The sequence below is a fragment of the Streptomyces sp. NPDC012474 genome (genome assembly GCF_042955185.1).
GTDB lineage: Bacteria > Actinomycetota > Actinomycetes > Streptomycetales > Streptomycetaceae > Streptomyces > Streptomyces cahuitamycinicus.
In genome coordinates, this window is sequence record NZ_JBIBEP010000004.1 from 171,966 (window position 1) to 198,526 (window position 26,561).

General features: G+C 72.6%; 27 protein-coding genes, 1 tRNA gene and 1 pseudogene. 11 read left to right on the forward strand and 18 right to left on the reverse strand.

Features of this window, described 5'->3' with window-relative positions:
• Position 1: 1 nt before the first annotated feature.
• From ACFY9S_RS11430 to ACFY9S_RS11440, 3 genes are read right to left on the reverse strand one after another with little or no spacing between them, the layout of a single operon-like run.
• Entirely contained in the window at positions 2 to 823 is an 822-nt protein-coding gene (locus tag ACFY9S_RS11430; RefSeq protein ID WP_391125876.1) for a family 16 glycosylhydrolase, read from the reverse strand.
• Between the two features lie 4 nt (positions 824 to 827).
• Positions 828 to 2,582: an NAD(P)-binding domain-containing protein gene (locus ACFY9S_RS11435; RefSeq protein WP_391125878.1), complete on the reverse strand. Its 1,755-nt coding sequence runs from the start codon at positions 2,580 to 2,582 to the stop codon at positions 828 to 830.
• Entirely contained in the window at positions 2,579 to 4,408 is a 1,830-nt protein-coding gene (locus tag ACFY9S_RS11440; RefSeq protein WP_391125881.1) for a glycosyltransferase, read from the reverse strand. Before ACFY9S_RS11440 ends, ACFY9S_RS11435 begins: the two co-directional genes overlap by 4 nt.
• Positions 4,409 to 4,602: 194 nt before the next feature.
• Here ACFY9S_RS11440 and ACFY9S_RS11445 point away from each other — a divergent pair, with 194 nt between their 5' ends.
• The gene (locus ACFY9S_RS11445) at positions 4,603 to 5,475 is read left to right on the forward strand and encodes an alkaline phosphatase family protein (RefSeq protein WP_391125884.1); all 873 of its coding nucleotides are present in this window, start codon (positions 4,603 to 4,605) and stop codon (positions 5,473 to 5,475) included.
• A 9-nt stretch (positions 5,476 to 5,484) separates the two neighbouring features.
• On the opposite strand, the gene ACFY9S_RS11450 is transcribed toward ACFY9S_RS11445, so the two are convergent.
• Together ACFY9S_RS11450 and ACFY9S_RS11455 are read right to left on the reverse strand one after the other, a co-directional pair.
• Positions 5,485 to 6,570, reverse strand: coding sequence for a GNAT family N-acetyltransferase (locus ACFY9S_RS11450; RefSeq protein WP_391125886.1), 1,086 nt, complete (start codon positions 6,568 to 6,570; stop codon positions 5,485 to 5,487).
• The gene (locus tag ACFY9S_RS11455; RefSeq protein WP_391125889.1) at positions 6,567 to 7,658 is read right to left on the reverse strand and encodes a phosphotransferase; all 1,092 of its coding nucleotides are present in this window, start codon (positions 7,656 to 7,658) and stop codon (positions 6,567 to 6,569) included. The genes ACFY9S_RS11450 and ACFY9S_RS11455 overlap by 4 nt, the downstream gene beginning before the upstream one ends.
• A 161-nt stretch (positions 7,659 to 7,819) precedes the next feature.
• Here ACFY9S_RS11455 and ACFY9S_RS11460 point away from each other — a divergent pair, with 161 nt between their 5' ends.
• Positions 7,820 to 8,548, forward strand: coding sequence for a TetR/AcrR family transcriptional regulator C-terminal domain-containing protein (locus ACFY9S_RS11460; protein ID WP_391125892.1), 729 nt, complete (start codon positions 7,820 to 7,822; stop codon positions 8,546 to 8,548).
• Here ACFY9S_RS11460 and ACFY9S_RS11465 read toward each other — a convergent pair.
• The 3 genes from ACFY9S_RS11465 to ACFY9S_RS11475 form a co-directional block, all read right to left on the reverse strand.
• Positions 8,514 to 9,338, reverse strand: coding sequence for a DUF427 domain-containing protein (locus ACFY9S_RS11465; RefSeq protein WP_391125895.1), 825 nt, complete (start codon positions 9,336 to 9,338; stop codon positions 8,514 to 8,516). The two genes, ACFY9S_RS11460 and ACFY9S_RS11465, sit on opposite strands and share 35 nt — an antisense overlap.
• Positions 9,339 to 9,392: 54 nt before the next feature.
• A complete protein-coding gene (locus ACFY9S_RS11470) occupies positions 9,393 to 10,376 on the reverse strand; it encodes an aldo/keto reductase (RefSeq protein ID WP_391125898.1) in 984 nt (327 codons plus the stop codon).
• Positions 10,377 to 10,511: 135 nt separating this feature from the next.
• Positions 10,512 to 10,585, reverse strand: a tRNA-Pro gene (locus ACFY9S_RS11475).
• Between the two features lie 99 nt (positions 10,586 to 10,684).
• Here ACFY9S_RS11475 and ACFY9S_RS11480 point away from each other — a divergent pair.
• Complete coding sequence (locus ACFY9S_RS11480; protein ID WP_391125901.1) at positions 10,685 to 11,224, forward strand: DUF309 domain-containing protein; 540 nt, start codon at positions 10,685 to 10,687, stop codon at positions 11,222 to 11,224.
• A gap of 150 nt (positions 11,225 to 11,374) precedes the next feature.
• Positions 11,375 to 12,145 (forward strand): precorrin-6A synthase (deacetylating), encoded by a 771-nt coding sequence (gene cobF / locus ACFY9S_RS11485; RefSeq protein WP_391125904.1) that lies wholly within the window; start codon positions 11,375 to 11,377, stop codon positions 12,143 to 12,145.
• Positions 12,146 to 12,204: 59 nt separating this feature from the next.
• On the opposite strand, the gene ACFY9S_RS11490 is transcribed toward cobF, so the two are convergent.
• The 3 genes from ACFY9S_RS11490 to ACFY9S_RS11500 all read right to left on the reverse strand — a co-directional run bounded on the left by ACFY9S_RS11490 (position 12,205) and on the right by ACFY9S_RS11500 (position 15,065).
• Positions 12,205 to 12,945: a cobalt-precorrin-6A reductase gene (locus ACFY9S_RS11490; protein WP_391125907.1), complete on the reverse strand. Its 741-nt coding sequence runs from the start codon at positions 12,943 to 12,945 to the stop codon at positions 12,205 to 12,207.
• Between the two features lie 49 nt (positions 12,946 to 12,994).
• A complete protein-coding gene (locus ACFY9S_RS11495) occupies positions 12,995 to 13,768 on the reverse strand; it encodes a sulfite exporter TauE/SafE family protein (RefSeq protein ID WP_102913242.1) in 774 nt (257 codons plus the stop codon).
• 109 nt (positions 13,769 to 13,877) lie between these two features.
• Complete coding sequence (locus ACFY9S_RS11500; protein ID WP_391125910.1) at positions 13,878 to 15,065, reverse strand: acetyl-CoA C-acyltransferase; 1,188 nt, start codon at positions 15,063 to 15,065, stop codon at positions 13,878 to 13,880.
• Between the two features lie 211 nt (positions 15,066 to 15,276).
• Between ACFY9S_RS11500 and ACFY9S_RS11505 the strand changes: the two genes are divergently transcribed.
• From ACFY9S_RS11505 to ACFY9S_RS11520, 4 genes are read left to right on the forward strand one after another with little or no spacing between them, the layout of a single operon-like run.
• Positions 15,277 to 15,507 carry a WhiB family transcriptional regulator gene (locus ACFY9S_RS11505; protein WP_391125913.1) on the forward strand — a complete coding sequence of 77 codons (231 nt, stop codon included), beginning with the start codon at positions 15,277 to 15,279 and terminating at the stop codon, positions 15,505 to 15,507.
• Entirely contained in the window at positions 15,504 to 15,980 is a 477-nt protein-coding gene (locus ACFY9S_RS11510; protein ID WP_102913240.1) for a Dps family protein, read from the forward strand. Before ACFY9S_RS11505 ends, ACFY9S_RS11510 begins: the two co-directional genes overlap by 4 nt.
• Before the next feature lie 52 nt (positions 15,981 to 16,032).
• Positions 16,033 to 16,377, forward strand: a complete 345-nt coding sequence (locus ACFY9S_RS11515; RefSeq protein WP_031135226.1) for a DUF3140 domain-containing protein — start codon at positions 16,033 to 16,035, stop codon at positions 16,375 to 16,377.
• 3 nt (positions 16,378 to 16,380) lie between these two features.
• Positions 16,381 to 17,028, forward strand: a complete 648-nt coding sequence (locus ACFY9S_RS11520; RefSeq protein WP_391126593.1) for an endonuclease — start codon at positions 16,381 to 16,383, stop codon at positions 17,026 to 17,028.
• Positions 17,029 to 17,200: 172 nt separating this feature from the next.
• Here ACFY9S_RS11520 and ACFY9S_RS11525 read toward each other — a convergent pair whose 3' ends face one another.
• The 7 genes from ACFY9S_RS11525 to ACFY9S_RS11555 are packed head-to-tail and all read right to left on the reverse strand — an operon-like array spanning position 17,201 to position 24,201.
• On the reverse strand, positions 17,201 to 17,890 hold the full coding sequence (locus ACFY9S_RS11525; protein WP_391125917.1) for an SDR family oxidoreductase: 690 nt from the start codon (positions 17,888 to 17,890) through the stop codon (positions 17,201 to 17,203).
• Positions 17,887 to 18,768, reverse strand: coding sequence for a cupin domain-containing protein (locus ACFY9S_RS11530; protein ID WP_391125920.1), 882 nt, complete (start codon positions 18,766 to 18,768; stop codon positions 17,887 to 17,889). Before ACFY9S_RS11530 ends, ACFY9S_RS11525 begins: the two co-directional genes overlap by 4 nt.
• A complete protein-coding gene (locus tag ACFY9S_RS11535; protein ID WP_391125923.1) occupies positions 18,765 to 20,126 on the reverse strand; it encodes an amidohydrolase family protein in 1,362 nt (453 codons plus the stop codon). Before ACFY9S_RS11535 ends, ACFY9S_RS11530 begins: the two co-directional genes overlap by 4 nt.
• A gap of 41 nt (positions 20,127 to 20,167) precedes the next feature.
• The gene (locus ACFY9S_RS11540; RefSeq protein ID WP_391125926.1) at positions 20,168 to 21,148 is read right to left on the reverse strand and encodes a pyruvate dehydrogenase complex E1 component subunit beta; all 981 of its coding nucleotides are present in this window, start codon (positions 21,146 to 21,148) and stop codon (positions 20,168 to 20,170) included.
• Positions 21,136 to 22,113, reverse strand: a complete 978-nt coding sequence (locus ACFY9S_RS11545) for a thiamine pyrophosphate-dependent enzyme (protein WP_391125929.1) — start codon at positions 22,111 to 22,113, stop codon at positions 21,136 to 21,138. The genes ACFY9S_RS11540 and ACFY9S_RS11545 overlap by 13 nt, the downstream gene beginning before the upstream one ends.
• Positions 22,113 to 23,507: a M24 family metallopeptidase gene (locus ACFY9S_RS11550; protein WP_391125932.1), complete on the reverse strand. Its 1,395-nt coding sequence runs from the start codon at positions 23,505 to 23,507 to the stop codon at positions 22,113 to 22,115. Before ACFY9S_RS11550 ends, ACFY9S_RS11545 begins: the two co-directional genes overlap by 1 nt.
• 52 nt (positions 23,508 to 23,559) lie before the next feature.
• A complete protein-coding gene (locus tag ACFY9S_RS11555; protein ID WP_391125935.1) occupies positions 23,560 to 24,201 on the reverse strand; it encodes a cupin domain-containing protein in 642 nt (213 codons plus the stop codon).
• Between the two features lie 206 nt (positions 24,202 to 24,407).
• Here ACFY9S_RS11555 and ACFY9S_RS11560 point away from each other — a divergent pair, with 206 nt between their 5' ends.
• The 3 genes and pseudogenes from ACFY9S_RS11560 to ACFY9S_RS11570 form a co-directional block, all read left to right on the forward strand.
• Positions 24,408 to 25,223: a hypothetical protein gene (locus ACFY9S_RS11560; protein ID WP_391125938.1), complete on the forward strand. Its 816-nt coding sequence runs from the start codon at positions 24,408 to 24,410 to the stop codon at positions 25,221 to 25,223.
• A gap of 149 nt (positions 25,224 to 25,372) precedes the next feature.
• Complete coding sequence (locus tag ACFY9S_RS11565) at positions 25,373 to 26,185, forward strand: SAM-dependent methyltransferase (protein WP_391125941.1); 813 nt, start codon at positions 25,373 to 25,375, stop codon at positions 26,183 to 26,185.
• Between the two features lie 74 nt (positions 26,186 to 26,259).
• Positions 26,260 to 26,529, forward strand: a pseudogene (locus ACFY9S_RS11570) (amidohydrolase family protein); the annotation flags it as partial.
• Positions 26,530 to 26,561: the final 32 nt, after the last annotated feature.

The window sequence follows — 26,561 nt, forward strand, 5'->3', positions numbered from 1 at the left end:
GTCAGTCCTGCCAGACGCGCACCCAGTCCACCGTCATCCGGGCCGAGTCCACCGAGGAGGGCGGCGACTGCGGCACTCCGACGGCGAGATTGACCAGGACCTCCATGGGCACGTGCGGGATCCGCTCGGGCTCGGTCACCCGGAAACGCCGGGTCCCGTCGACGTACCAGCTCACCTCGTCGGGGGTCCAGAGCATGGCGAAGACGTGGTGCTCGTCCGGGAACGGGACGGGGCCGTAGGTGCCGCGGGCCCGCTGCTCGCCGTCGGGGCCGCGCCAGTGCGCGTACATGAAGACCCGGTCGGTCCCCCCGAGGAACTCCATGATGTCGAGCTCGGGCGGCGTGAACTTGGACGCGGGCATCATCCAGAACGCCGGGAACATGCCCGCCTGTTCGGGGATGCGGATGGACGCCTCGAAGTATCCGTAGGTGAAGACGTGCCGGGGGTCGCCGTACCAGTCGTCCCGGCCGGTCGAGATCATGCCGGAGCGCCAGGGGTACGTCCTGCCGTCGCTGGCCCGTGTCTCACGCCGCTCGGCGTCCAGGCGGAGCTTGCCGTCGCGGACGGACACCTGGCCGGGCAGGTACCACTGCTCCTCGTCGTTGCCGCTGTTGGTGCAGCCGTCCTCGTTCCAGTCGTAGCAGGTCGCCCAGCGATCGGTGTCGAGTTCCGAGCCGTCGAACTCGTCGTGGAACGTCAGTTTCCAGTCCTGCGGCACGGGCTCGGGCCGGGACGCGTCCGTGTCCGGCTCGGTGGCACTGCAGCCCAGGGCCAGCACCAGTGCCAGCGCGGCCAGGGCGGGGCGCAGTCGTCGCGCGCGCACGGGGCTACCGCCGTTTCCCGGCCGTCACGGCGGCGGTGAGGCGACGGGCGGCGAAGCCGGTGCCGGTGACGAACCGCAGCAGCGGCCCGAAACTCGGGGCCGCCGCAAGCCCGGTGAAGTACAGGCCGGGCGTCGAGGACTCGAACCCGGAGTTCAGCACCGGCGCCCCGGCGAAGACCCGCAGTGACTGCCTCAGGCCCGGATCGAGAAGGTCCAGGCGGCGGATGTCGACCCGGTAGCCCGTGGCGGCCAGGACGTGGTCGACCACGATGTCCTCCGGATAACCGTGCTCGTCGAGCAGCCGCAGCCGGACCACCCCGTACCCCGGCTCGGCGCAGACCAGCGTGCGGCCGCACAGCACCGGGAACCGGCCGGCCGCCCGCTCCTTCAGCCACCAGGCCCCGGACGGTCGCGGTACGGTGCGCAGCAACTCCATGCGCAGCGGCGCGGGGAGGCGGCGGTAGGCCGCCCCGCCCCGGCTGACGGCAGCCAGCAGCGGACGTCCGGGGCCGAGTGGGGAGCCGGGCACCGGCAGCCGGGACCGGCCGCCCGTTCCGTTCGGCGGCGGCGGGTCGAAGACCACGGCCGGCGTGCGGGCCACGACGGTGGGCCGGGCCCGGGCCTCGTGCAGCAGGGTCGCGCACTCGAGGGCGGACTGCCCGGCCCCGAGGACGGCCACGCGTTCCCCGGTGAAGCGGCGCAGATCCCGGTGCTGACCGGTGTGCGAGGCGAGCCCTCGCGCTGTGCACGCCCGCAAGGCCCGGGGGAGGTAGGCGTAGGGCACCGCACCGGTGGCGAGCACGACGCAGGCGGCGAGCGGTTCCTCACCGGAGTCGAGGAGCACCCGGAAGCCGCCCTCCGCGGCGCGGATCCGGCGCACCCGGCACGGCTCCAGTTCAGGCACCTGGTGCTGCTGGAACCAGCGTCCGTAGTCGACGTATTCGGCGAGCGGCACCAGGCGGTCGTCGTCGGCCGCGGCCAGACCACGAGCCGCGCGGAAGTCCGCGAGGGCGTAGCCGTGCCGTGGTGTCGCGATCGCCGAGGCGGCCGGGGCGGTCTGCAGGAGCATGCCGTCGGGCATGTGGGCCCGCCACGACTCCATGGTCTGACCGAAGACACGCAGCCGTACCCGGGCGGCCCGCAGGTGGCAGGCGGTGGCCAGGCCGTACGGGCCGGCTCCGACGACGGCGACGGCGACCCGGTCGTTCGGCGGGCGGGGGTTCCGCGGCCGCGCGGGCGCGGTGCCGGGGGCCGTCCGTGGCGTGGTGCCCGGCTCGTGGGGGGTGTCCGGTTCGCGAGGGGTGTCCGTCGCCGGGGCGGGCCGGGTGCCGGGGACGGGCGGTGCGTCGTCCGGGGCGGTGGGCCGGGCTCCGGGCCGACGGCTCCCCGGTGTGGGCAGCAGCGCCAGGAGCGAGGTCATGGCCGCGAGGGTGATGATCGCCCGCGTGGTGGTGAAGGTCTCGCTGAGGTAGAACGGCTCCACCGCGAGGACCGCCAGGCACAGGCTGAGCAGCACGGCGAGGAACGCGGTCTCCACGACGTACGGCCAGCCCCTCTCGTGCCAGGGCGTGGGCCTGGCCCACCGCGTCGCCGCGAACCCCGGGCACAGCAGCAGGAACACGCAGACGACCGCCGTGCGGGGGACGCCCCCGTCGGGCAGGGTCAGGGTCGCGGCGAGCGCGAGCCAGCCGGACAGGGCGAGCGCGATGCGCAGCGGCCATCGCCGGCGCGGCGGAAGGCTCATGGGGAGTGTGGTCATGACGCCTCTCCCGCGTCGGGGTTCTGGTAGCGGAAGACCACGGCGTCCTGGTTGCGGAACACCCGCACGAAGCCCCAGGTGTTCGACATCGCCTCGTCCATGCGCTGCATGGTGTCGGCAGGCAGGGTCCCGTTGAGGTAGCACTCGGCGGCCTGAGCGCGGCTCAGCACGATGTAGGCCGGTTCCCGCACGGTCGCCCCGTCGATGAACGGGTCCAGCCCCTCGATCGGGTTCTCGACAAGTCGCTGGCGTACTTCCAGCTCCTGTTCGTTGAGCTGGATCCGCGGATGCTTGTCGTAGTTCATCTCCAGGCCGGGCACGTCCGACGTGAGGGAGACGATGAGGGACCCTGGAGGGGTGGTGGCCGTGACGAAGTGGGTGGCCGCCACCTCCTCCTCGGTGAAGTAGTTGGCCGACTCCTTGCCGTAGTAGCCGAAGAGCAGCCCGCCGAGCATCGCCAGCAGCAGCGGGGCGACCATGAGGACACGCAGCCGTGGATGTCTTCGGGATTCGAACAGCAGGGCCGCGATGAGCAGGGCGGCGGCGGGCAGCGCGAACAGGTAGGCGCGGAAGATCATCTCGCCGCCGTAGGAGTTCGCGATCAGGACCGGCATGGGGGCCAGGACGAGCAGCGGCATGCCGGTACGGCGGGTCCAGCGGCGCCGGACGAACGCGAGGGCCGCCAGCAGGAACACGGCGGCGGACAGACCGCGGTCGACCCAGGAGACCACCACCTGCCCGGGCGCGGCGGTACCCAGGGTCGCCAGTCCGGAGACCACGTTGGAGTCGGGTTCCAGCAGCGCGCCGACGAACTCGCTCAGATTGGCCGAGACGAACGGCCGCGCGACGGTGGCGTCCCAGACCACGGTCAGCAGCACCCCGGCGCCCAGCACCGGCAGCAGGACCCGCCGGTTGCGGCGCGGGAGGGACAGGGCGACCAGGGCGCTGACCATCATCAGCGGGGTCAGCGGGTGAGAGCAGACGATCACGCCCATGATCAGCACGGCGAGCAGGAATCTGCCGACGGGCCATGCCCTGGCCCGGTCGCCCGGTGGCCGCTCGGCGAAGGCCCGCAGCTGTCCCATCACGAGGGCGATCAGTGCGACGAAGAGCAGGAACGCGAACGCCTGGGGCGCGAAGTAGTCCTGCCCGACCCACGAGCAGGAGTAGAAGATCCAGACCGCTCCCCAGATCAGCCTCCGGTTCGTGGTCACGGCCCGGTAGATCAGCAGCAGCGGGGCGAGGAGCAGGACGTTGTTGACGGGTGGGGCCCACACCGCGTAGCCGAGCGCCGACTCCAGGCCGGTGGCCTGCACCACCAGTGCGTTGAGGTGGAAGAAGCCCGGCCACTGGTCGTAGACGTCGAGTTTCTCCGCGCCGGGCACGCTGCCGCCGTTGCGGATCATGGCGTCCACGACGGCGACGTGCTTCCACGCCCAGCCGTAGCGCAGGGTGGGGTACAGCAGCGCCGGCGTGGCGTGCAGGACCGCGATCAGCCCGAGGACGTAGGCGGCGAACCAGCCGCCCCGGGTCCGCCGGTCGGACAGCGCCACGCAGAAGCCGACGGCGAGCAGCCCGAGAGCGGCCCAGAAGAGCACCGGAAGCACCTGGAGCAGGCCCAGGTCGGTCATGGCGTTCAGGTTCACGTGGCGCAGGGAGAGCAGCCACAGGACGAGCGCGAGGGGCAAGGCGGCCCGGGCCGCCCACTGCAGTGCCGTCGTCCGCCGCCCACCCGACGGCCCGACCGGCGTCCCGTCGGGTCGCCGCATCTCCAGGGGAGCACGCGGTGACCACTGACCGGTCGTCAGCGGCGAACGCTTGCCCATGGATATGCCTCCCGCACAGCGGGTGCGACGACCGGGCCGAGGGCGCCATCCGTGGCGCTTCCTCCATCGGCACACACCAGAGATCCAGCCGACCAAGATGCGGCATAAGTGCTAAAAATTACGTTACTGCCGTTTGCTGTGACCGGCAGCGCGGATGGACCGACGGTCAGGGGAGAGCAGTGACACCACGGGTGATGACACCGTTCCGGCCGGTGCACCGCATGCGGACGTCGCTCGTCGCCGCCTGTGCCGCCCTCGCGATGCTCCTCCCGGTCGCGGGCTGCGGCTCCTCGGACCAGGGCAGCGGCGTCCCCCGACCGGACCACATCGTGGTGGTCGTCGAGGAGAACCGGGGCTACGAGGACATCATCGGCTCGCCCGAGGCCCCGTTCCTCAACGAACTGGCCCGCAAGGGCGCCAATCTGACCCAGTTCTTCGCCATCACCTATCCGAGCCAGCCGAACTACCTGGCCCTGTTCTCCGGTTCCACGCAGGGCGTCGACAACGACTGCCCGAACGATTTCTCCTCCCGCAACCTCGCCTCCCAGCTGCTGCAGGCCGACCTGACGTTCACCGGCTACGCCGAGAGCCTGCCGAGCGTCGGTTTCAAGGGCTGCACCAGCGGCCCCTACGTGCGCCGGCACACACCGTGGGTGAACTTCACCAACCTGCCCGACTCGGTCAACCGCCCGTGGACGGACTTCCCGGAGGACTTCTCGGACCTGCCGGAGGTCTCCTTCGTCATCCCGAACCTCGACAACGACATGCACGACGGCGGCATCGAACGGGGCGACGCCTGGCTGCGGAAGAACCTCGGGGACTACGCCGACTGGGCGATGACCAACAACAGCCTGCTGGTGGTCACCTGGGACGAGGACGAGGGCGGCGAGGACGAGGACAACCACATCCCGACCGTCGTCGTCGGCGAGCAGGTGAAGCCGGGCGACAACGACCAGCCCAACAACCTGTACGGGCTGTTGCGCACCATCCTGGACGCCTACGACCTCGACCCGCTCGGCCACAGCGCCGAGGCCGAGCCCCTGGACATCTTCAAGGGCGACGGCTGACCGGCGCGGTCAGGCGTCCTGGAACCGGATCACGCGTTTGACCGCCGTGCGCAGTCCGCGCTCGGCCCTGGAGACGGGCAGCCGCTCCCGCCAGTAGCGGGGGGACGGGCGGCCGACCGCTCCGAAGCCGGCCTTGAAGTGCTCCAGCGAGGATCCCGGGGCCGACTCCCCCAGGTCGAAGATCCGGCAGCCCTGCTCGCAGGCCTCCTCGATGGCCAGCCGGTACAGCAGCGGTGTCGCCCGGACCGGGTGGGCGACCTCGCGGTTCATGGCGGCCCGCCAGAACTTGGCGTGCGGGCCGTGCCGCAGGACGACGATGGACGCGGCGGGCTCCCCGGCACTCCAGGCCACCCAGAGCGCGCAGGACGCGCCGAACCGGTCGGCCACCGCGTCCAGCCGCTCGGTGGGGAACTCCCGCCTCCTGCGCCACCGGGCCAGCACCGGCGGCTCGTGCTGCTGGGCGGCCCAGCGCTCGATGGACCGGTCGTACAGCTCCTGGAAGACGGGAACGAGCCGGCCGGTGCGGTCCACCTCCACGTCGAGGTGTGCCTTCTCGGCGCGTTTGACGTCCCGCCTGACCCGGGTGTGGAAGCGGTCCCGCCACACGGCGCCGAAGCCGCCCTCGAGGTCCACCGCCTGCGTCATGTGGGGTTCCAGCCGGAAGGCTCCCGGGGCGGCCCGCTGCCACAGCTCCGCGCCCTGCGGCCGCAAGCGCACCCCGACGCGCAGGGCGGGCAGGCGCGCCAGGTCGTCGAAGACCGCCCGCGCCTGTTCGTACCCCGCCCCCTCGGGCGTCACCGGCCCGCCGATCCCCCACCCGGCCGGCCAGGACTCCCGCACATCCAGCCGGCGGGGGCGCCGCACCCTGCCGACGAGCGGCAGCACGATCCGGCTGCCGTCGGGGAACGCGTAGAGCCGGCTGGCGTCCCGGTACGGCCCGGTCGCACACAGGCAGTCGAGCCAGGTGGGCGTCTGGGTGACACAGATGTCCTGGTCCCGCGCGGCCAGTTCCCACCATGTCGCCCGCGGGGCCGGGGTGGTGACATGCGCGGGACCGGACGCGGTGTCGATCAGGAGTTCGGCTGATGTGTTCACGGCGTTCTCCTGCGGTGCAGGGGGCTCTGCGCCGCTTCCCGGGCGGGCGCCTCGCCCTCGTGCGCCAGTACCTCCCCGAGCACGGACACGACGTTGTCGGCGACCCACCGGTGGCTGCGCGCGTACCGGGCGGACTTCTCCAGGTTCCCCGCGACGTGCCAGAGCCAGGTCAGCAGCGTCACGGCCGTCTCCGCCCGCGGGCCGGAGGGCAGGGCCCGCACACCGGCGAGCAGCCGCCGGTCCTCGGGCAGCAGAGAGGCCCGCCGCAGCACATCGGCCACGACCCCGCCGAACTCCCGCCCCGAGAGCTGGTGCCGCATGGTCAGCACGAAGGTGTGGCAGTCGAGCAGGGTGGGGCCGTCCGGGACCGCGCCCGCCCAGTCGATCACCCCGGTCAGGGTCCCCCGCCGCTCCGACAGCAGCACGTTGCCGGGATGGAAGTCGCCGTGCGTCCACCCCACCAGCAGATGACGTCCGGCCAGATCGCGCTCCATCCGTTCGCGCACGGCCGCCAGGGCCTGTGCGCCCTCCCCGTGGCGGCACCAGCGGACCTCCTCGGCGAGGACGGCCAGCCGGGGCTTCACCCAGTCGGCCAACCGGTCCGTCACCTCCTGCGTCCGCCCGGTGGCGCGATGCAGTTCGCGGATCGCCGTGAGGGCGGACACCGTGATGCGGCGGGCCGGCTCCGGCGAGCGCCGCAGCAGTACGTCGGCCTCCACACCGGGCAGGCAGGTCTCCACCAGCAGCGGCAGCGGCCCGTCCAGGCGCCGTTCCTCCACCACGGGGAGCAGCCGCCGCCACGCGCCGAGCCGCTCGTCCCGGGTCAGCTGCCGCACGGCCTCGCACTCGTGCGCCAGCGAGGCGGTGGCGCGGGCGCTGCGGGGATGCTTGACGACGGCTGACTGCGAGTCACCGTCGTCGAGCCGGAAGACGAGGAGATCGGAGAAGGTGCGCCGGGGCCGGTGCGGCTCGCCTTCCGAGCCGAGCGAGGCCGTGAGCCTGCGGGCCGCCAGCGCGTCGACGGGACGGGTCACGAGAGGGACGGGACGCAAGGGGAGGAGGCCCCTCAGCTCCTCGGTGAACGTCACCCGGCACTCCCTTCAGCCAGATGCGCACGAATAGCCCTATATCACCTTCTTTCATCTTCAGTGCAGCTCGGCTGAGGTGCGACTCGGCCCGCATCGTGTATGTGTACGTCGTAGAGGGGCCGGCCCCGCCGGCCCCGTCCTTCGGTACACGAGGAGGCAGCATGGCGAACGGCCGTGGTCCACGCGAGGCCCGCCGCGCCAGCGACCGCGGCCGCTACGGCCGGCTGAACCGGGAGCGGGTGCTGGCCAGCGCCCTGGCGCTGGTGGACCGTGAAGGGCTCTCGGCGCTCAGCATGCGCCGCCTCGGCACCGAGCTCGGCGTGGAGGCCATGGCGCTCTACCGGTACGCGTCGAGCAAGGACTCCCTGCTCGACGGCCTGGTCGAGGCGCTGTACCTGGAACTGGAGGAGCGGCTGGCCGCCGACCCCGGCCAGGACCCCGACTGGCGGGCCGGGCTGCACCGGAACGCCCGGGCCACCTACGAGGTGTGCCTCACGCACCCCCAGGCCGTGCCGCTGCTCGCCACCCGTCTGCTGGCGGTGCCACTGGCCCGGAGGCCCGCCGCGGTCCTGCGCGATCACGAGAGGGTGCTGACCCTGCTGCGGGGCGCCGGTTTCGACGAGGCGGCCGCGGCAGAGGTGTTCCGCGCCTTCACGGCCTGGCTGCTGGGCTACGTGTTCGTGGAACTGCGCCCCACGGTGGACAACCCGGACGAGACCGACCCGGCCTTCCGTCTCGGACTGCACCGGCTGTCCGCGAAGGAGCTGCCGATGCTGCGGGAGACGGCGGCGGCGCTCGCCGAGCGGGGCGGCCCGGAGGGTCTCGCGGCCGGGCTGGACGCCCTGCTCGACAGCTTCACGAGCGGCTCCTCTTCCGCAGCATCCCGCTGAACGGCGTGTCCGGCCGTTCCAGGCGCTCCCCGTCGAGCGTGATGTCGACGACCTCGTTGAAGAAGGCCACCCGCCCCTGGATGGCCGCCACCGCGGGCAGCGGCTCCGGGTAGGTCCACACGAGGTTGGGCGGCACATCGGCGTCGCCGCGCCAGGACCAGTAGGAGGCGGTGCCCTTGTAGGGGCATCCGGTGTGGTGGCCGGTGGCGTCGAGCAGGTCGAGGCGGACGTCCTCGCGGGGGAGGTAGTAGCGGGTGGGCAGGGAGGTCTCGAAGAGCAGGACGGGGTCGTGGCTGTCCGCTACGACCTGCCCGTCGATCTCGACCCGCACGTGTCGGCTGCTGGGCAGCGCGTCGACGCGTTTGTGCGGGTCACGCGGGTGGATGAAGATCTCCTCGTCCTCCTCGTACCAGTGGTCGAGGCCCGTGTCGGTGCGCAGGAACCACTCGAAGGCGATGTGACCGGCCAGGTCGTCGGCGGGGAACGTCCAGGCCGCGTTCTTCCGTACCTCGCCGTCCGCGTCGAGGTCGTAGAAGATCCGGGAGCCGGTGTGGGCGCCCGTGGGCGGGCTCGCGGCCGGGCGGAGGAGGCCGGTGCGGACGTCCTCGCGGGGGAAGACGTACTGCGGCACGGGCAGGTGGGGTTCCCAGACGAGCACGGGGTGCCGGCTGTCGACGACGATGACGTCGCCCTTGCGGCCGCGCACCCAGCGCTCGCTGGGCTCCCACATCAGGCCTTCCGGGGTGGTCCTGATCGAGCGTGCGCCGGGGTGGGCCGGATGGGTGGTCATGGCCGGTGCTCCTTCCGGAGGTCCGTTGCCGTTCCCCTCCACGGTCCCACGGTGTCAGTGCGCCGCGTCCAGCCGGGCGCGCTGCTCCGGGGTCAGTTCCAGGTCCACGGCCGCCAGGTTCTCCTCCAACTGGGCCACCGAGGAGACCCCGGCCAGGGGCAGGACAGGCAGTTCGCCGCCGATCTGCCAGGCCAGCACCACCTGGTTGACGCTCGCGCCCGTCTCCCGGGCCACCTCCCGCAGTGCCTCCAGCCGGGCCGGGGTGCCGGGGTGGTCGAAGTCGGCGGGCAGCCGCTCCGGGCGGGCGTAGGCGCCCTTGAGCAGCGGCGAGTACGCGACCAGGGTCAGACCGGGCTCGGCCCTGAGGTAGCCGAGCAGGTCGGGGCCCGCGTGGCCGAGGCTGCCGTCCGGGAACAGGGCGTCGGGGACGTCGGCTCGGGGGCGCAGGTGGGTGTGCGCGTACTGGAGGACCTCGTAGCCGGGCAGTCCGGCCGCGGCGGCGAGGGCCCGGGCCCGCTCCACGCGCCAGACGGCGTGGTTGCTCACGCCGAGCAGTCCGGCGGTGCCCTCGGCGACCAGGGCGGCGAAGGCCTCGACGGTCTCCTGGAGCGGGACGGTGTGGTCCTCGATGTGCGCGTACAGCAGGTCCAGCTTCTCCAGGCCGAGCCGTTCCCGGCTGCGCTCGGCGGATTCGCGCACGACCTTGGCGGACAGGCCCTCGGGGTTGTCGATGTAACTGGCGCCGGGGACCAGGGGGCGGGCGCCGAGCTTGGTCGCGATGACGATCTCGTCGCCGATGCCGCGGCTGCGCCGCCAGCGGCCGAGCAGCTCCTCGCTCTGGCCGCCCTGGCCGCCGTCGGTCCAGAACGCGTAGTTGTCGGACGTGTCGATGAAGTTCCCGCCGGCTTCGACGTAGCGGTCGAGCACCGCGAAGGACGTCGCCTCGTCCGTCACCGAGCCGAACAGCATCGCGCCGAGCGCGAGGACACTCACCTCGCGGCGGGTCGTGGGGTCCGTGCCGATCGTGCGGTACTTCATGGGCGTCTCCCTCGGACCGGCCCCGGGGTTCGGGGCACGCCGGGGAGTCTTCAGCTTGGAGTGCTCTTGAAGTCAAGGGCGTACGCACAACGAAAAGGGCCCCGCAGGCATCGGCCTGCGGGACCCTTCGCACCGTCGGGACGACAGGATTTGAACCTGCGACCCCTTGACCCCCAGTCAAGTGCGCTACCAAGCTGCGCCACGTCCCGGTGCGCGCCACCCGCGGTGAACCGCGTGATCGCGCGAACAGCACTTTACCCCAGACCCCTGGCCGCGCCGAAAGCGGGCCGGGCGGGACAATCGGCCTTATGGGCAGCACAGGAGAGACCGACCCGGACCGGCCGGGCGACGCACGGGACCGCGACGATGAGGGGCGGGCGCGCAACGCCCGGCCCCGGGACGGACTCGGGCGGCCCCTGCCGTACGGCGCGGAGGGCGTGCCCCGGCAGCCCGAGGGCGTCGTCCGCACCCCGGAGGCAACCGTCGCGGAAGCGCAACGGCTGCTGGACGAGGGCAAGCCCTTCCACGCGCACGAGGTGTTCGAGGACGCCTGGAAGTCGGGGCCCGACCAGGAGCGCGAGCTGTGGCGCGGACTCGCCCAGCTCGCCGTGGGGCTCACGCACGCCGCCCGGGGGAACCTGACCGGCGGGGCCCGGCTCCTGCGGCGCGGGGCGGGAGCTGCCGAGGCCTGGGTGTCGGGGGCCGGGCAGGCCCTGCCGCACGGGATCGACGTCGTGAGCGTGGCGGCGTGGGCGCGGGAGCTGGCCGGGGACGTGGAGCGAACCGGCCGGCCGGTGGACGCGGGAGCGCGGGCGCCTCGGCTGCGGGGCCCGGCAACCGGGCGTTGAGCTGCGGCGACGGGGGAACCGGCTCCCCGAGGTGATCGGCGAACCCCAGGAGGACGCGGACGGCGTGCCTCTGTTCGCCTCGCCCAAGCCAGGGGGCCACGGGCCGACCTCGGTGTACCCGGCCCGGTCCCGGTGCGGCAGACTCGGGCCGTGCGAAAGATTCATGTCATCGGTATCGGCGCGGGCGACCCCGACCAGCTCACCCTCCAGGCGGTCAGGGCGCTGCGGAGCACGGACGTGTTCTTCATCCTGGAGAAGGGCGAGGTGAAGGCGGATCTCACCGGGCTGCGCCGGGACATGCTCGACGCGCACGTACCCGGGGGGACGTACCGCGTCGTGGAGGCGCGTGACCCGGAGCGGGACCGGAGGGCCGGCGGCGCGGCCTACTCCCCCGCCGTCGGGGACTGGCGCAGCGCCCGGGCCGACATCTACGAGCGGCTGATCACCGAGGAGCTCGGCGAGGAGCAGACCGGCGCGTTCCTGGTGTGGGGCGACCCGTCGCTGTACGACAGCACGCTGGGGATCCTGGAGGAGGTGCTGGAGCGGGGCTCCGTGGCGTTCGACTACGACGTCGTGCCCGGCATCAGCAGCGTCTCGGCGCTCGTCGCCCGGCACCGCACAGGACTCAACCGGGTGGCCCGGCCGGTACAGATCACCACGGGCCGACGGCTGGCGGAGGGCTTCCCCGAGGGCGTGGACGACGTGGTGGTGATGCTCGACGCCCACCAGACCTTCCGGCAGTACGCGCACGAGGACGTCGACATCTACTGGGGCGCCTACATCGGCACTCCGGACGAGATCCTCGCCTCCGGCCCGATCGCCGAGGCGGCACCCCGCATCGAGCGGTTGCGGGCCGAGGCCCGTGAGCGCAAGGGCTGGATCATGGACACGTATCTGCTGCGCCGGCACCCCCGCGACTGAGGGGGACCGGCGGGCACATCCTGGGCGAAGTCCCTCGCGACCGGCTGGGTGTGAGCGTCCTACCCCGGTCCCAGCCGGTCCAGCACGCCCTCCACATCGGGTACGGCCGTCACACCGTCCGGCAGCGGCGGCCGCCGTACGACCACGACCGGCAGTCCGAGGTCCCGGGCCGCGGTCAGCTTGGCCGCCGTCGCCGCTCCCCCGCTGTCCTTGGTCACCAGGACGTCGACGCGGTGCTCGCGCAGCAGGGCCGTCTCGCCGGGGACGGTGAACGGGCCCCGGGCGAGCAGCACATGGGTGTCGGGCGGCATCGGCGGCTCGGGGGGATCCACCGATCGGACGACGAAGTGGAGTCGTGTCAGGTGGGCGAAGGAGGCCAGGCCGAGACGCCCGGTGGTGAGGAACGCCCGGCGGCCGAGACGCGGAAGCAGGTCGGCTGCCGCCTCCAGCGAGGGGACCGGGTGCCAGTGGTCTCCGGGGCCGGGCCGCCATCCCGGCCGGCGGAGCACCACCGCGGGTACGCCGGTCTCGGTCGCGGCGCGGGCGGCGTTGGCCGTGATCGACTCGGCGAAGGGGTGCGTGGCGTCGACGAGCGCGTCCACGCCCTGCTCCCGCAGCCATTCGGCCAGCCCTCCGGCCCCGCCGAAGCCCCCGACGCGTACGTCCCCGTCGAGCGCCCCGGGCGTCGCGGTACGCCCCGCCAGGGACGTCGTGACGCGGACACCGGGGCGCGCGGCCAGCGCGGCGGCCAGGGCACGGGCCTCGGCCGTGCCGCCGAGGATCAGGACATGAGAGGACACGGCGTCGAGCGTACGAGGTCCGGCAAGAGGACCGGCGCTGTCGCGGGACTCAGCGCAGCAGTAGTTGCAGACCGCCCACGACGGTCGCCGCGATGACGAGCTGCTCGAACAGCCGCTGGTTGATCCTGTGCACGGCCCACTTGCCGAGCAGCGCGCCGGGCACGACGAACGCCACGAGCGCCAGGTCCAGGAGCAGCGACGGACCGTCGATCAGGCCGAGGCCCGCGCTGAAGGGCAGCTTGGAGACGTTCACGATCAGGAAGAAGAAGGCCGAGGTACCGAGGAAGCCGAGCTTGCGGAAGCCCGCGGAGAGCAGGTACATCGACATCACGGGGCCGCCCGCGTTGGCGACCATGGTGGTGAAGCCGCCGAGGACACCGTAGGAGCGGGCCTTGAGACGGCCTGGGCGCGTGGTGACCGACTCCGGCCCCTCCTCCGCGTCGGCCGCGCGCCGGCGCCACACCGTCACGGCCGCCATCAGCAGCAGGATCGCGCCGATCGAGGTCCGTACGACCGCGTCGTTTGCCCAGACCAGGAACACCGTGCCGACGACTACACCGGCGGCGACCGCCGGGAACAGCCGCCACAGGGTGGGCCAGTGGGCGTGCCGCCGATAGGTGGCGACGGCCAGGAGGTCTCCGGCGATCAGGATGGGAAGCAGCACGCCGGTGGAGGCGCGGGCGGGCAGCACCGCCGCGAAGATGGCGAGACTGACCGTGTTGGCCCCGCTCACGGCGGTCTTCGAGAAGCCGACGAGCAGGGCCGCGAAGGCGAGGGCGGCGAACTCCCAGCCGGTGATGTGCCAGAGCGTCATGGTGTTCATGCGAACACTGATGCTATGTGCAACGAACGGGCGGCCGTAAGCGCCGTCTCGCCTGCTGGGCCCACCGAAGCCCGCGGAGCCGGCGCCCGACGGCCGCTGCGTCCTGCCGCTACGTCCTCTCGACGAGGACCGCGCTCCCCTGCCCCACGCCCACGCACATCGTGGCGAGCCCGCGTCCCGCCCCCGTACGCCGCATCCGGTGGAGCAGCGTCGTCAGGATGCGGGCACCGGAGCAGCCCAGGGGGTGGCCCAGCGCGATGGCGCCGCCGCTGGGGTTGACCAGGCCGGGGTCGATGCCGAGCTGGTCCACGCAGGCCAGGGCCTGGGCGGCGAAGGCCTCGTTGAACTCGGCCTCCTCCACGTCGCCGACGCTCCACCCGGCGCGGGAGAGCACCTTGCGGGTGGCAGGGACCGGGCCGATGCCCATGACGTCGGGGTGGACTCCGGCGGAGGCGCCCGCGACATAGCGGCCCAGGGACTCCAGGCCCAGGTCGTTCAGGGCCTCCTCGCTGACGAGGAGGAGGCCGGCGGCGCCGTCGTTCATCGGTGATGCGTTGCCCGCGGTGACCGTGCCGCCGTTCCGGAAGACCGGCTTCAGCCGGGCCAGCTTCTCGGGCGAGGTGTCCTCGCGGACGCACTCGTCGGTGTCGACGACCACCCCGTCGGGGCGCTCCACGGGGAGGAGCTCGTCGTCGAAGTGGCCGTTCTTGCGGGCCAGGGCGGCGCGCTGGTGGCTGCGCAGGGCGAAGTCGTCCTGGCGTTCGCGCGGGATGCCGTACCGTGCGGCGACCTCCTCGGCGGTCTCGCCCATGGCCAGCAGGCCGTGCAGGTCGCGCATCGCCGGGTTGACCAGGCGCCAGCCGAGGCGGGTGTCGGCGGTCTCCATGCGGTGCGGCAGGGCGTCGTCGGGGCGGGGCAGGACGAAGGGGGCCCGGCTCATCGACTCGGAGCCGCCCGCAATCACGACGTCCGCCTCGCCCGCGGCGATGGTGCGGGCGGCCGTGGTCACGGCTTCCAGGCCCGATGCGCAGAGGCGGTTGACGGTGGCGCCGGGCACGGAGTCGGGGACGCCGGCGAGCAGCGCGGCCATGCGGGCGACGTTGCGGTTGTCCTCGCCGGCCTGGTTGGCGGCGCCCCAGTAGACGTCGTCGATCCGCGCGGGGTCCAGCGCGGGCACGCCGGTGACCAGGGCCCGCACGACGGCGGCGGCGAGATCGTCGGGCCGGATCGTCGAGAGGGATCCCCGGAGCTTGCCGATGGGGGTGCGGCGGGCGGCCGCGAAGTGGACGGGACGCACGAGAGGCTCCTCACGCCGCGCATCAACGCGCATTAATTAGCACTGCTAGTTTCGGACTATAGCCCCTTGGTCCACCCTCTGTGAAGATTCTGCGCCTCCCGGGGTCCCCGGGAGGTCATATCGCAGGCCGGACGACCCTCACCCGACGCGTTTGCACCAGTGCGCCCAGGGCACCCGCGCGTTCATGGAGTGGTTGCGGAGCGCCGCCTGCGTGGACGAGGACCCAGAGCTGTTCTTTCCCGTCGGCACCGCCGGCCCCGCCCTGCGTGACGTGAGCGCCGCGAAGCGGGTCTGTGCGCGCTGCCCGGTTGCCGACCCGTGTCTGAGTTTCGCGCTGAGCAGTGGTCAGGCCTCGGGCGTGTGGGGCGGCACCGGCGAGGAGGAGCGCGACGCACTGCTCCGGACGACCAGGAACGACGCGAGAAGGAGAAGTGCCCAATGACGGCTGTGAGGAGCACACTGCCCGACGACGCCCGCAAGGTCTCCTGCGAGGCACTCCAGGACACCCTGGTGGATCTGCTGGGGCTCTCGCTGGTCGGTAAGCAGGCGCACTGGAACGTCGTCGGGCCCCGTTTCCGGTCCATCCACCTCCAGCTCGACGAGGTGGTCACCGCGGCCCGGGACTTCGCCGACACCGTCGCGGAGCGGTCCGCGGCGCTGGGCGTCCCGCCGGACGGCCGGCCGGAGACCATCGCCAAGGCCTTCACGCTGCCCGCCCCGAAGGAGGGCTGGGTGCGCGACTCGGACGCCGTGCAGGTGATGGTGGAGGCGCTGCAGGACGCGGTCGGCCGGCTGCGTGAGCGCGTCGACGCGACCGAGAAGGCTGACCCGGTCACCCAGGACCTGCTGATCAGCGTCACCGCGGAGCTGGAGAAGCAGCGCTGGATGTTCGACGCCGAGAACTTCCCCCGCTGACCCGCGGGGGAAGGGCACAGGGCAACCGACGCACGTACGGAAGGGGCAGGCGATGACCGACGCCCTCGAACTCGACGCGCTGTGGGAGGACTTCCACCGCGTGGTGAACATGACCTCGCAGGAGCTCGCGGCCTGGCTGCGGGTCCGCGACGCCGACGAGGCCACCGAGCCGCTGCCGGACCAGGCCGGCTCGGCCACCGGGCAGCACGTCCTGGCGATCCTCCAGAAACGGCGCACCGACCTGACCGAGGACGACCTGCGCGTGATGCGGAAGGTCGTGGACACGGTCACCGGCCAGGTGGACCTGGAGAACGAACCCGAGCCCGAGGTGACGGCCGAGGACACCCGGCGCCGGCACCGGCTGATGACGGTCGGGCACGACCCGCTGAAGGGATAGGCCCTGAGCCGCCCGGAGCGCGTCGTACGGGAACTCCTCGGCGCGCACGGCCGGACGTACGCCGACGAGGCGGGCGTCGGGCTGAAGGACACACCGCAGCCGCTGTACCGGCTGCTGGTGCTGTCCCACCTGCTCAGTGCCCGTATCCGCGGCTCGGTCGCGCTGGCCACCGCCCGTGCCCTGCACGAGGCGGGGCTGCGCGACCCGCGCCGCATGGCGCAGGCCGGCCGGCAGCAGCGGGTCGACGCCCTGGGCCGGGGCGGCTACCGGCGCTACGACGAGCGCACGGCCACCCAGCTCGGTGACGCCGCCGAGCTGTTGAGCGAGCGGTGGGGCGGTGATCTGCGGCGGCTTCGCCGGGAGGCGGACGGCAAGGTCTCCGAACTGCGCCGCCTTCTCCGGGAGTTCCCCGGAATCGGGCCGGCTGGTGCCGACATCTTCCTGCGTGAGGCGCAGGGCGTCTGGTGGGAGGCGGCCCCCTACCTCGACGCCAAGGCCCTCCAGGGCGCCGAGCGGCTGGACCTGCCGAAGGACCCGGAGCGCCTGACCGAACTGGCCGGCGACACCGACCCGGCCGTCTTCGCCGCGGCGTTGATGCGGGCGGCGGTGGACAAGGAGGTCGCGCGGGACACACTGCGGCGTGCCGGGTGACCGGCACCTCAGCCGGCACGTCCCGCCGGTACCTCCCCTCGGCACCTCGCGCCGACCCCCCGGTCGGCACCTCGCGCCGGCCCCCCGCCGGTACCTCGCGCCGACCCCCGTCGGCACCTCGCGCCGGACCCGCCGCCGGCACCTCCCTCCGACACCTCCGCCACAAGGCCGCTCACCCGAGCAGCCACCCCCCGTCCACCGTCAGTTCGACGGCGTTGACCGACCGGTTGCGCAGCAGGAAGTCCACCGCGTCCACCACGTCCGCCATGGCGGCGAGCCGTCCCGTGGGTGTCTCAATGCGCAGCGCGGCGAGCACCTTCTCCGGCTTGGCCTGCCAGTACGGGCTGTCACCCACGACGCCGGGGTGCACGGCGTTGACCCGGATCGGAGCGAGTTCGACGGCCAGGGAGTTCATCATGCCCCGCACCCCCGCGTTGACCGTCGCCACCGTCGTCGCGCCCGGATAGGGGCGTTCCTTGGCCTGGCCGCCGAACAGCACGATGGAGCTGTCGTCGTGCAGCCGGCTGCGCAGCGTGTGCACGACCTCCGTGTAGCCGACCAGCTTCAGGGTGACCAGCCGCAGGGCGGCGTCGATGTCGTAGTCGCTCACCTTGTTGTCGTCCCGGGAGACGCCCGCGATCACGAGATGGTCGACGCGCCCCATGCCGGCCAGGGCCGCCGCGATCTCCAGCGGCCGGGCCAGGTCGAGGGCGAGTCCGCGGGCGCCGCATTCCTTCGCGACCGCTTCGGCCCGCTGGGCGTCGCGGCCGGTGAGGACGACGTCGTCACCTTGCCCGGCCCGCGCCCGGGCGAACTCCAGCCCGATCCCGGACGTACCGCCGACGACGAGCACACTGCTCATGACTTCTCCTCCAGTGCCGCACGCAGATAGTCCCAGTCCCGCGTGAACCGGTACGAGTGCCGTGACGGCGGTTGCGGCGCCTGTGTCTCCAGCCAGCGCAGCGTCCCCTGCCCCGCGTTGACGAAACCGTGCACACATCCGGCGCCCGCCCAGGCCAGATCGCCGGGCTCCAGCCGGTACCGCTCGCCGTCCAGGGTGGCCTCGGCCACGCCCTCCAGGATCAGATAGGTCTCCTCGAAGGGATGGTCGTGGGTTCCGATGACCCCGTCGGACGCGTACTGCACCATGAACATCGTCGACGCGACCGCGCCCAGATCGCCGTCGATCATCATCTTCACCGTGATCCCGCTGTAGACCAGCAGCGCGGTCCGCATGCTCGCCGTGACGGCCAGCAGATCCTGGGACTGCTGGTTGGGATCCATCTGGCCGGGCTCGAAGTGGCCGAAGCGGCGGGTGCGCGGGTCGCGGACGTCGACCCGGGACGGCTCGCGCGCGGGCAGGTCCGGGACGGCCTGGGTGTCGTGTCCGTAGCGGGCGCGCGGCACCGGGGCCAGCATGTCGGCCCAGCGGCCGCCGGTGCCCCCGGCACCGCGCCAGGCGTGCGGGACGCCGGTCGGCAGCAGGCCGTAGTCGCCCGCCTCCAGCAGGTACGAGCCGTCGGGCAGGTCGAGGATCACGCTCCCGTCGAGGAGGTGGAAGGTCTCCTCGTACGAGTGCACATGAGCGGGCACCCGGCCGTCCGGGAGCAGTTCGCACAGGCCGAAGCCGGTGTGGACGCTGCCGTCCTGCTCGCCGACCAGCGCCCGGCGCCGGTGCCCCCGGCCGTCGTGGGGCGGCTCGGGCAGGTCGGCGGCGTGGCGCACCAGGTGATTGGTCATGCCGGTGCCTTCGCCCCCTTGGCCTCCTTCGCGGCAAGGAGCCGGTCGCGGGACTCGCCGACGAGCCGCAGGGCGCGTGCCGTGTCGCCGAGGAGCCTGCCGTCGCGCTTGTGGATCACACCGTCGACGAGGACGGTGGCCACGTTGGACACGTCGGCGCACAGCGTCACCGCGGCCACCGCGTCGTGCACGGGGGCGACGTTCGGGGCGGTGGCGTCGATCGTGACGATGTCGGCGCGCTTGCCGGGGGTCAGGGAGCCGGTGCGGTCCTCAAGACCGGCGACGTGGGCGCCGTTCACGGTGGCGATCTCCAGCATCCGACGTGCGGTCAGCATGGTGTCGGGGACCGGCATGTTGGCCTGCCAGCAGTCGGCGTTGACGCGTGCGCGTTCGGCGCCGAAAGCAGCGCGGATCTGGGTGAACATGTCGCCGGGGACGGTGGTGACGACGTCGATGCTCAGCGACGGCCGCAGACCGTGCTCGATGGCCTGCATCACGGGCGGCCAGCCGTGCCCCATCTGGAGCTCCACCTGCGGCGCGACCGACACCGTGCCGCCGCTGTCGGCGACCATCCGCCACTCCTCCTCGCTGAGGTAGCAGCTGTGGACGTAGGTGGTGTCCGGGCCGAGCAGCCCCATGCCGTGGAGCTGCCTGACCATGCCGAAACGGCCGGCGAGGCGACCCATGGCCACGTGCACGGTGATCGGGAGACCGAGCTCGCGCGCCAGGGCCCACTCGGCGGTGACGACCTCGTCGACGCAGAAGCCGGGTCCGCGGGTGGCGAGACCCATGGTGAGCAGGCCGTCGTCGGACGCGAAGTGCGTCGACCGGATCCGCCGTACGTCGTCCGCCGGGATCACGATCCTGCTCTCGAACCAGTACTCCGCGAGGGAGGTGTTGGCGCTGCCGTACGCGTACCGCGCCCGGATGCCGGATTCCTTCAGGCCCTGGACCGCCGCGTCCGGGTGCTCGGGGGTGTTGTTGATGTGCGACCAGTCGACGAGCGTGGTGATGCCGGCGTTGAGGCACTCCAACGCGCCCGCGAGGTTGCCGGCGTACACGTCCTCGGGGGTGTACAGCGGTGCGAAGGTGTCGAGGATGTCGACGAAGTAGTCGTCGAGGGTGGCGTCGGGGGCGACGCCCCGGATGGGGGCCTCCCAGGTGTGGCGGTGGGTGTCGACGAAGCCCGGGATCACGATGTGGCCGGTCACGTCGAGGACCTCGGCGTCGGCGCTGATCTCGGGTTCGACGGCCGCGATCCTGCCGTCCTCGACGAGGACGTCCCCCTGGGGCAGGTCCCCGATGTCCGGGTCCATCGAGATCACGTGACCGGAGCGCAGCAGTGTCCTGGTGGTCATCGCGCTTCCTCCCATGGGGTGTTCCGTGGCGGGTGTGCGGCTCAGTAGGCGGCGAGCCTGCGGACCTCCGTGACGACCTTGTCGACGGTGGGGACGACCTGCTCCTCCAGCGCATCGGCGAACGGCAACGGGACACACTCCCCCGCCACCCGCCGCACGGGCGCGTCCAGCAGGGCGAATCCCTCGTCGGCGACGACCGACACGACGGTGGCGCCCCAGCCGCCCTGGTACGGGTTCTCCTCGACGGTGAGGAGCCGGGAGGTCTTCTCCAGCGAGGCGAGGACGGTCGCTGCGTCCAGCGGGACCAGGCAGCGCAGGTCGATCACTTCGGCCTCGATGCCCTCCCCGGCCAGGACGTCGGCGGCCTTCAGCGCCAGGGGAACCATCGAGGCGAGCGCGACGAGCGTGATGTCGCCGCCCTCCCGGACGACCGCGGCCCGGCCCAGCTCGACGACGTGACCGGTCGGGGGCGGCGGACCCTTGGTCGCGAACAGCCCCTTGTGCTCGAAGAAGACCACCGGGTCCTCGCTGCGGATCGCCGCCGCCAGCATGCCGATGACGTCGGCCGGTGTCGCCGGTGCCGCGACCTTCAGCCCGGGGACGGTCAGCGCCCAGTTCTCGGTGGCTTGGGAGTGCTGGGCGCCGAAGCCGAGCCCGCCGCCGTTGGCGGTGCGCACGACGAGGGGGACGGTCACCTGGCCGCCGGTCATGTAGCGGACCTTGGGGATCTCGTTGGCGAGGTAGTCCCAGCAGCAGGCCAGGAAGTCGGAGAACATGATCTCCGCCACGGGCCGCATCCCGGTCATGGCGGCGCCCATCGCCGCGCCCACGATGGCCTGTTCGGAGATGGGCGTGTCCCACACCCGCCCGGGTCCGAACTCCTCCAGCAGCCCCGTGGTCGTCTTGAACACCCCGCCGGCCGCGGCGATGTCCTCCCCGAGGCACACCACCGACGCGTCCCGGCGCATCTCACGCGCGAGGCCCTCGGCGACGGCCTCGCGGTAGGTGATCACGTCCGCCATGCGACACCTCCGTCCGCCCACACGTCGGTCAGTGCCTCCCGCGGATCGGGCGGCGGCGCGGCCTTCGCCGCCTCCACGGCCCGCTCCACGACGGCCCTGGCCCGCTCGTCGGCCCCGGCCAGCGTCTCCTCGCCCACGCCCAGCTCGGCCAGGCGCCCCCGCGCCAGGTCCAGCGGGTCGTGCTTCAGCCACCGTTCGACCTCCTCGGCCGGGCGGTAGGCCGCCGGGTCGGCGCGGCTGTGCCCGAAGTGCCGGTAGGTCTCGGCCTCCAGCACGGCGGGCCCGTCTCCGGCCCGGGCCCGCCGCGCGAGCCGTCCCACCGCCTCCTCGACCGCCACGACGTCGTTGCCGTCGACGACCTCGCCCGGGATGCCGTGGGCGGGGGCCCGGTCGGCGGCGGGGCGGGGCACGGCCGTGACGTCGGCGATGGGGGTGTACTCCATGTACAGGTTGTTCTCGCACACGAACAGCACCGGCAGTTTCCACACGGCGGCCAGGTTGAGCGACTCGTGGAAGGCGCCGATGTTGGTCGCGCCGTCGCCGAAGAAGGCGACCGCGAGCTGCTCGGTGCCGCGCAGCCGGGCCGACCAGGCGGCGCCCACCGCCATCGGGAGATGGGAGCCGACGATGGCGTACGAGCCGAGCATGCCGGTGGCCGCCTTGGTCAGGTGCATGGAGCCGCCCTTGGCCTTGCACAGCCCCGTCGCCCGGCTCATCAGCTCGGCGAGGCACTCCTCGGGGGTGGCGCCGCGGGCGAGGGCATGGTGGTGGCCCCGGTAGGTGGCGAACACGTAGTCGTCCGGGCGCAGGGCGGCGCTCGCCCCGACGGCGATGGCCTCCTGCCCGGCGGCCAGGTGTGTGGTGCCCTTCACCAGGCCCCGCAGGAACAGGTCGTGGGCGGCCTTCTCCGTCCGGCGGATGACGTTCATCCGCTCGTACCGGTCGAGGAGCGCGGTGGCGTCCATCAGTGCTCCTGCCGGGCCGTCCGCCGGTCCGTGGTGTGCGCGGGTGAGCGCTCCCCCGTGTCCGCCCGCGCGCGGTCCCCGGTGTTGAGGTGGGACTGCGCCTCGCGCCGGGTGTTCAGCTCGCCGCCCACCGTCCAGTACTTGCGCCCGGCCACCAGCAGTTCCTCGGCGGGGAACTTGGTGATGACCTCGCAGCCGTCGGCTGTGACGACCAGTTCCTCCTCGATCCGGGCGGCGGACCAGCCGTCGGCGGCCGGCCAGTACGTCTCCAGGGCGAACACCATGCCCTCTTCCAGGACTTCGGGGTGGTCGAGGGAGACCAGACGGCTGAAGATCGGCTTCTCCCAGATCGACAGGCCGACGCCGTGGCCGTACTGGAGGGCGAACGCCGCGGTCTCGTCGGCGAAGCCGAACTCCTCGGCGCGCGGCCACACCCGGACGACGTCGGCGGTGGTCGCACCGGGCCGGACGAGCGCGATCGCCTCGTCCATGTACTCCCGGCAGCGCACGTACGCGTCCCGCTGCGCCCGCGAGGCGCTGCCCACGGCGAACGTGCGGTAGTAGCAGGTGCGGTAGCCGAGGTGGCTGTGCAGGATGTCGAAGAAGGCCGGATCGCCGGGGCGGATCAGCCGGTCGCTGTAGACGTGCGGATGCGGTGAACAGCGCTCGCCCGAGATGGCGTTCACGCCCTCGACGTACTCGCTGCCCAGGTCGTAGAGCACCTTGCTGACCAGGCCGACGCACTCGTTCTCCCGCACGCCCGGACGCAGGTACCCGTAGAGCTCCTCGTACGCCGCGTCGACCATGGCGCAGGCCTGGGTGAGCAGGGCGATCTCGTCGCCGGTCTTGATGCGGCGGGCCTCCAGGAAGACCTGCTGCCCGTCGACGACGTCGATGCCCTCGGCGCGCAGCGCGGCGAGGACCGGCATCTCGGCGACGTCGACGCCGAGGGGTTCGCCGGCGAGCCCGTGGTCGCGCAGCTCGGCGGCGATCTTGGCTGCCACGTCCTCGGCGATCCCGGCGTCCGGGTGGAAGGCGCCGCGCAGGGTGGAGATGCCGGCCCGGGCACCGGTGGGCGGGCCGCCCTTGCCGTCGCTGTGATCGAGCCACGGGTTGTACAGCTGGTGGTGGCGGGCGGCGGAGCCGAAGTCCCAGACGACCGGTTCGCCGTCGCGTACCAGCAGGGCGAAGCGGATCAGCTTGTCCATCGCCCACGTGCCGATGTGGGTGGCCGTCATGTAGCGGATGTTGGCGAAGTCGAAGCTGAGGACCGCGCCCAGGGGGGAGCGGTTCAGGGACTCGCGCAGCCGGGCCAGCCGCTGCCCGCGCAGCCGGTCCAGGTCGATGCGCTCTTCCCAGTCGACGGCGTTGGGGCCGTATGTGCGGATCGCCATGGCGACCACCCCCACTTCGGAGTGAACGCCCGTGCGCGATGGGTGTCAAGTGTCACTGAACATCGCCGGACACGAACCAGACGCCCACGGCCGGTACCCCTCCATCGTTGCGGTAGCGGTGGGGTGTCGTCGACTCGAAGCAGACGGAGTCGCCCGGCCGCAGCGTGTACTCCTCGAATCCGAGGGTGAGGACCAGCTCGCCGGAGGTGAGATAGCCGTACTCGGTGCCGGGGTGCCGCATCAGCGCGCCGGAGCCCGAGGAGGAGCCGCCGGGCCGGTACGTCACCAGCAGGAAGTCGGCCTCCGCGCCCGGCACCCGCCCCAGACGCTCCCACACGACCCCCGAGTCCAGCTCCAGCGTCTCACGCCCGCCCACGCCGACCAGCGGCCCGATCCGCCGCCCCGGCTCGGCGGCGAGGGCGGCGAGGGCGTGCGGCACGGTGCCGGGTGAAGCCCCGGGCGAGGACGCGACGGCGTTCTCCCGTACGTCGAAGAGGGACTCGACGGAGATGCCGAGGGCCGTCGTGATCGCGTACAGGGTGCTGACCGACGGCTGGCTCTTGCCGGTCTCGATCTGCGACACGAGGCTCGGCGACACCCCGACCTCCCGGGCCAGCGCGCGCAGGCTCGTACCGCGCTCCAGACGCGCCTGCCGGATGCGCGCGCCGACGGGCGGCACGACGGCGGGTGACACGGGCGGCTCCTCTGCTCGGGCGGCTGGTGGGTCTTGCGCGGTGTCTTGTGCAGTCTCATTGAACATCGCGCGGGAGCCCTGACGCCAGAAGTCGGACGGTCCCCGCGCCCGGCGGCGCTCACCCGATCGGTCCCGCGCCGGTGGTGGGCGCTAGGCGCCGGTGGTGCGCTGAAGGGCACGCGTCACGTTCTCAGGAGGCACTCCCGATGACCCGTCGTCCGTCCCGGCTCGTCCGCGTTCTCTCCCCCGCCCTGGCGGCAGGCACGCTGCTCTGCACCGCCTCCTGCTCGGACGACGGCGGCACGGACGGTTCGCGCGTCCGGGGCGTCACCGCGTCACAGGTCGCCGGAGAGCGGCAGACCCCCTCTCCCACCGCCACCCTGTCCACGGACGGCGCCCGGACCGCGCTGATCACCGAGGCGGACATCGAGGACGACTGGACGCAGGTGAAGGACACCGAGGCCGAGAACTGGCACGACAGCCTGCTCATCGGCACCGTCGACGTCTCCGACTTCCTCACCGCCAAGACCCAGGCGTCCGACTGCCGGCGGCTGCTCGGCTCGCTGTTCGACGACGATCTGCTGGGCAGGCCCTCGGGCGCGTCCGAGCTGCGCGGCTTCCAGCAGGGCGACTCCCGCCTGCTGTACCAGGTCGCCTCCTACGACCGGACCGACCCGCAGGACTCGCTGAACTGGATGGGCACCCTGCCGGAGAACTGCGACCAGTTCACCGTGACCGACGGCGGGGAGAAGCGCACCGTCCAGGTCATCGAGATCCCGCTGCCCAAGGCGGGCGACGCCCGTCAGGGGCTGCGCGTGACGGTGCAGGGCTCGGCCGGCGGCGACGACGCGACGCTGACCCTGGACGTCGCCGCTGTGCGGGTCGGGGACGACGCGATCACCGTCACGGCCGGCGGGCTCGACGGGGACGAGAACGACTCCGCGCAGCAGGCCGTGCGGCAGGGCACCCAGCGGCTCAAGGACGTCCTGGCCGGGAAGTCACCCGCCCCGAGCCCCAACTGAGCCGTTCGGCACGGCGATCGCCTCCTGCGAGCCACCCGGCGCCGACCCCCCGCGCCCGCTCCGCCGATTCCCGGGACAGCGTGATCATCGGAGCGGCACAATGGCGGCGATGACCGGTTCCGGTCGGGCGTGCGAGGAGAGGACGAGTCGTGAGTGATGTCCACACCCCTTCGGGAGGGTCGGCGAGGCTGAACACCGGTGTGGCGCACAACGCGCGCGTGTGGAACTACTGGATCGGCGGCAAGGACAACTACGAGGTCGACCAGCAGGTCGGCGAGCAGGTCGCCGGCATGTTCCCGATCATCCGGGACATCGCCCGGGCGGACCGGGACTTCCTCGGCCGGGCCGTGTCGTTCCTCGCCGGCGAGCGCGGAGTGCGGCAGTTCCTCGACATCGGCACGGGACTGCCCACGGCGGACAACACCCACGAGATCGCCCAGCGGCTCGCGCCCGACTCCCGCATCGTCTACGTCGACAACGACCCCATCGTGCTGGTGCACGCCCGCACCCTGCTCACCGGCACCCACGACGGCGTCACCGCCTACGTCGACGCCGATGTGCACGACCCGGACGCCATCCTCGAACGGGCGGGGCAGAATCTCGACTTCACGCAGCCGGTCGCCGTGATGATGCTGGGCATCCTCAACTTCGTGCTCGACGTCGAGAAGGCCCGGGACATCGTGCGCCGGGTGATGGCCGCGGTGCCGTCCGGCAGCTTCCTGGTCCTCACCCATCCCACCTTCGACGACGAGCTCGGCGGCGCGGGCCAGATCCCGGCCATGAAGTTCTGGAACGAGAACGCGACTCCCCCGATCACCGCCCGCAGCGGCGCGGACATCGCCGCGTTCTTCGAGGGGCTGGAGGTACTGGAACCGGGCATGGTGTCGTGCGGGCAGTGGCGTGCCCGGCCCGGATCGGCCGTGCTGGTGCCGCAGTACGGCGCGGTGGCCGTGAAGCCCTGACGGCGCCGCCTTCGCCGGAGGAGACCCAGGAGAACGCGGAGGACGTATGACCCCTGGCCTATCCCGTGCCGGGCGGTCCGTCCCGGGCCGGTGCGGTCCTCGCGGAGGCTCTGGAGATCACACCGTTCCGCAGGCTCCTGTACAGCTCCGACGCCTACGGTGTGCCCGAGTTCCACCACCTCGGCGCGCTCGCTTTCCGGCAGGGCCTGGCGGGGCTGCTCCAGGAGCGGGTGGACGCCGACGAACCGGCCCTGCCGGAGGCGCTGCGGATCGCGCGGTGGGCCGGGTGGGACAACGCCCTGCGGGTCTACCGGCTGCCAACCGAAGGGCCGGAGGACGATTGAACCGGCGTGTGGCCGGTCACAGTTCTCCAGGA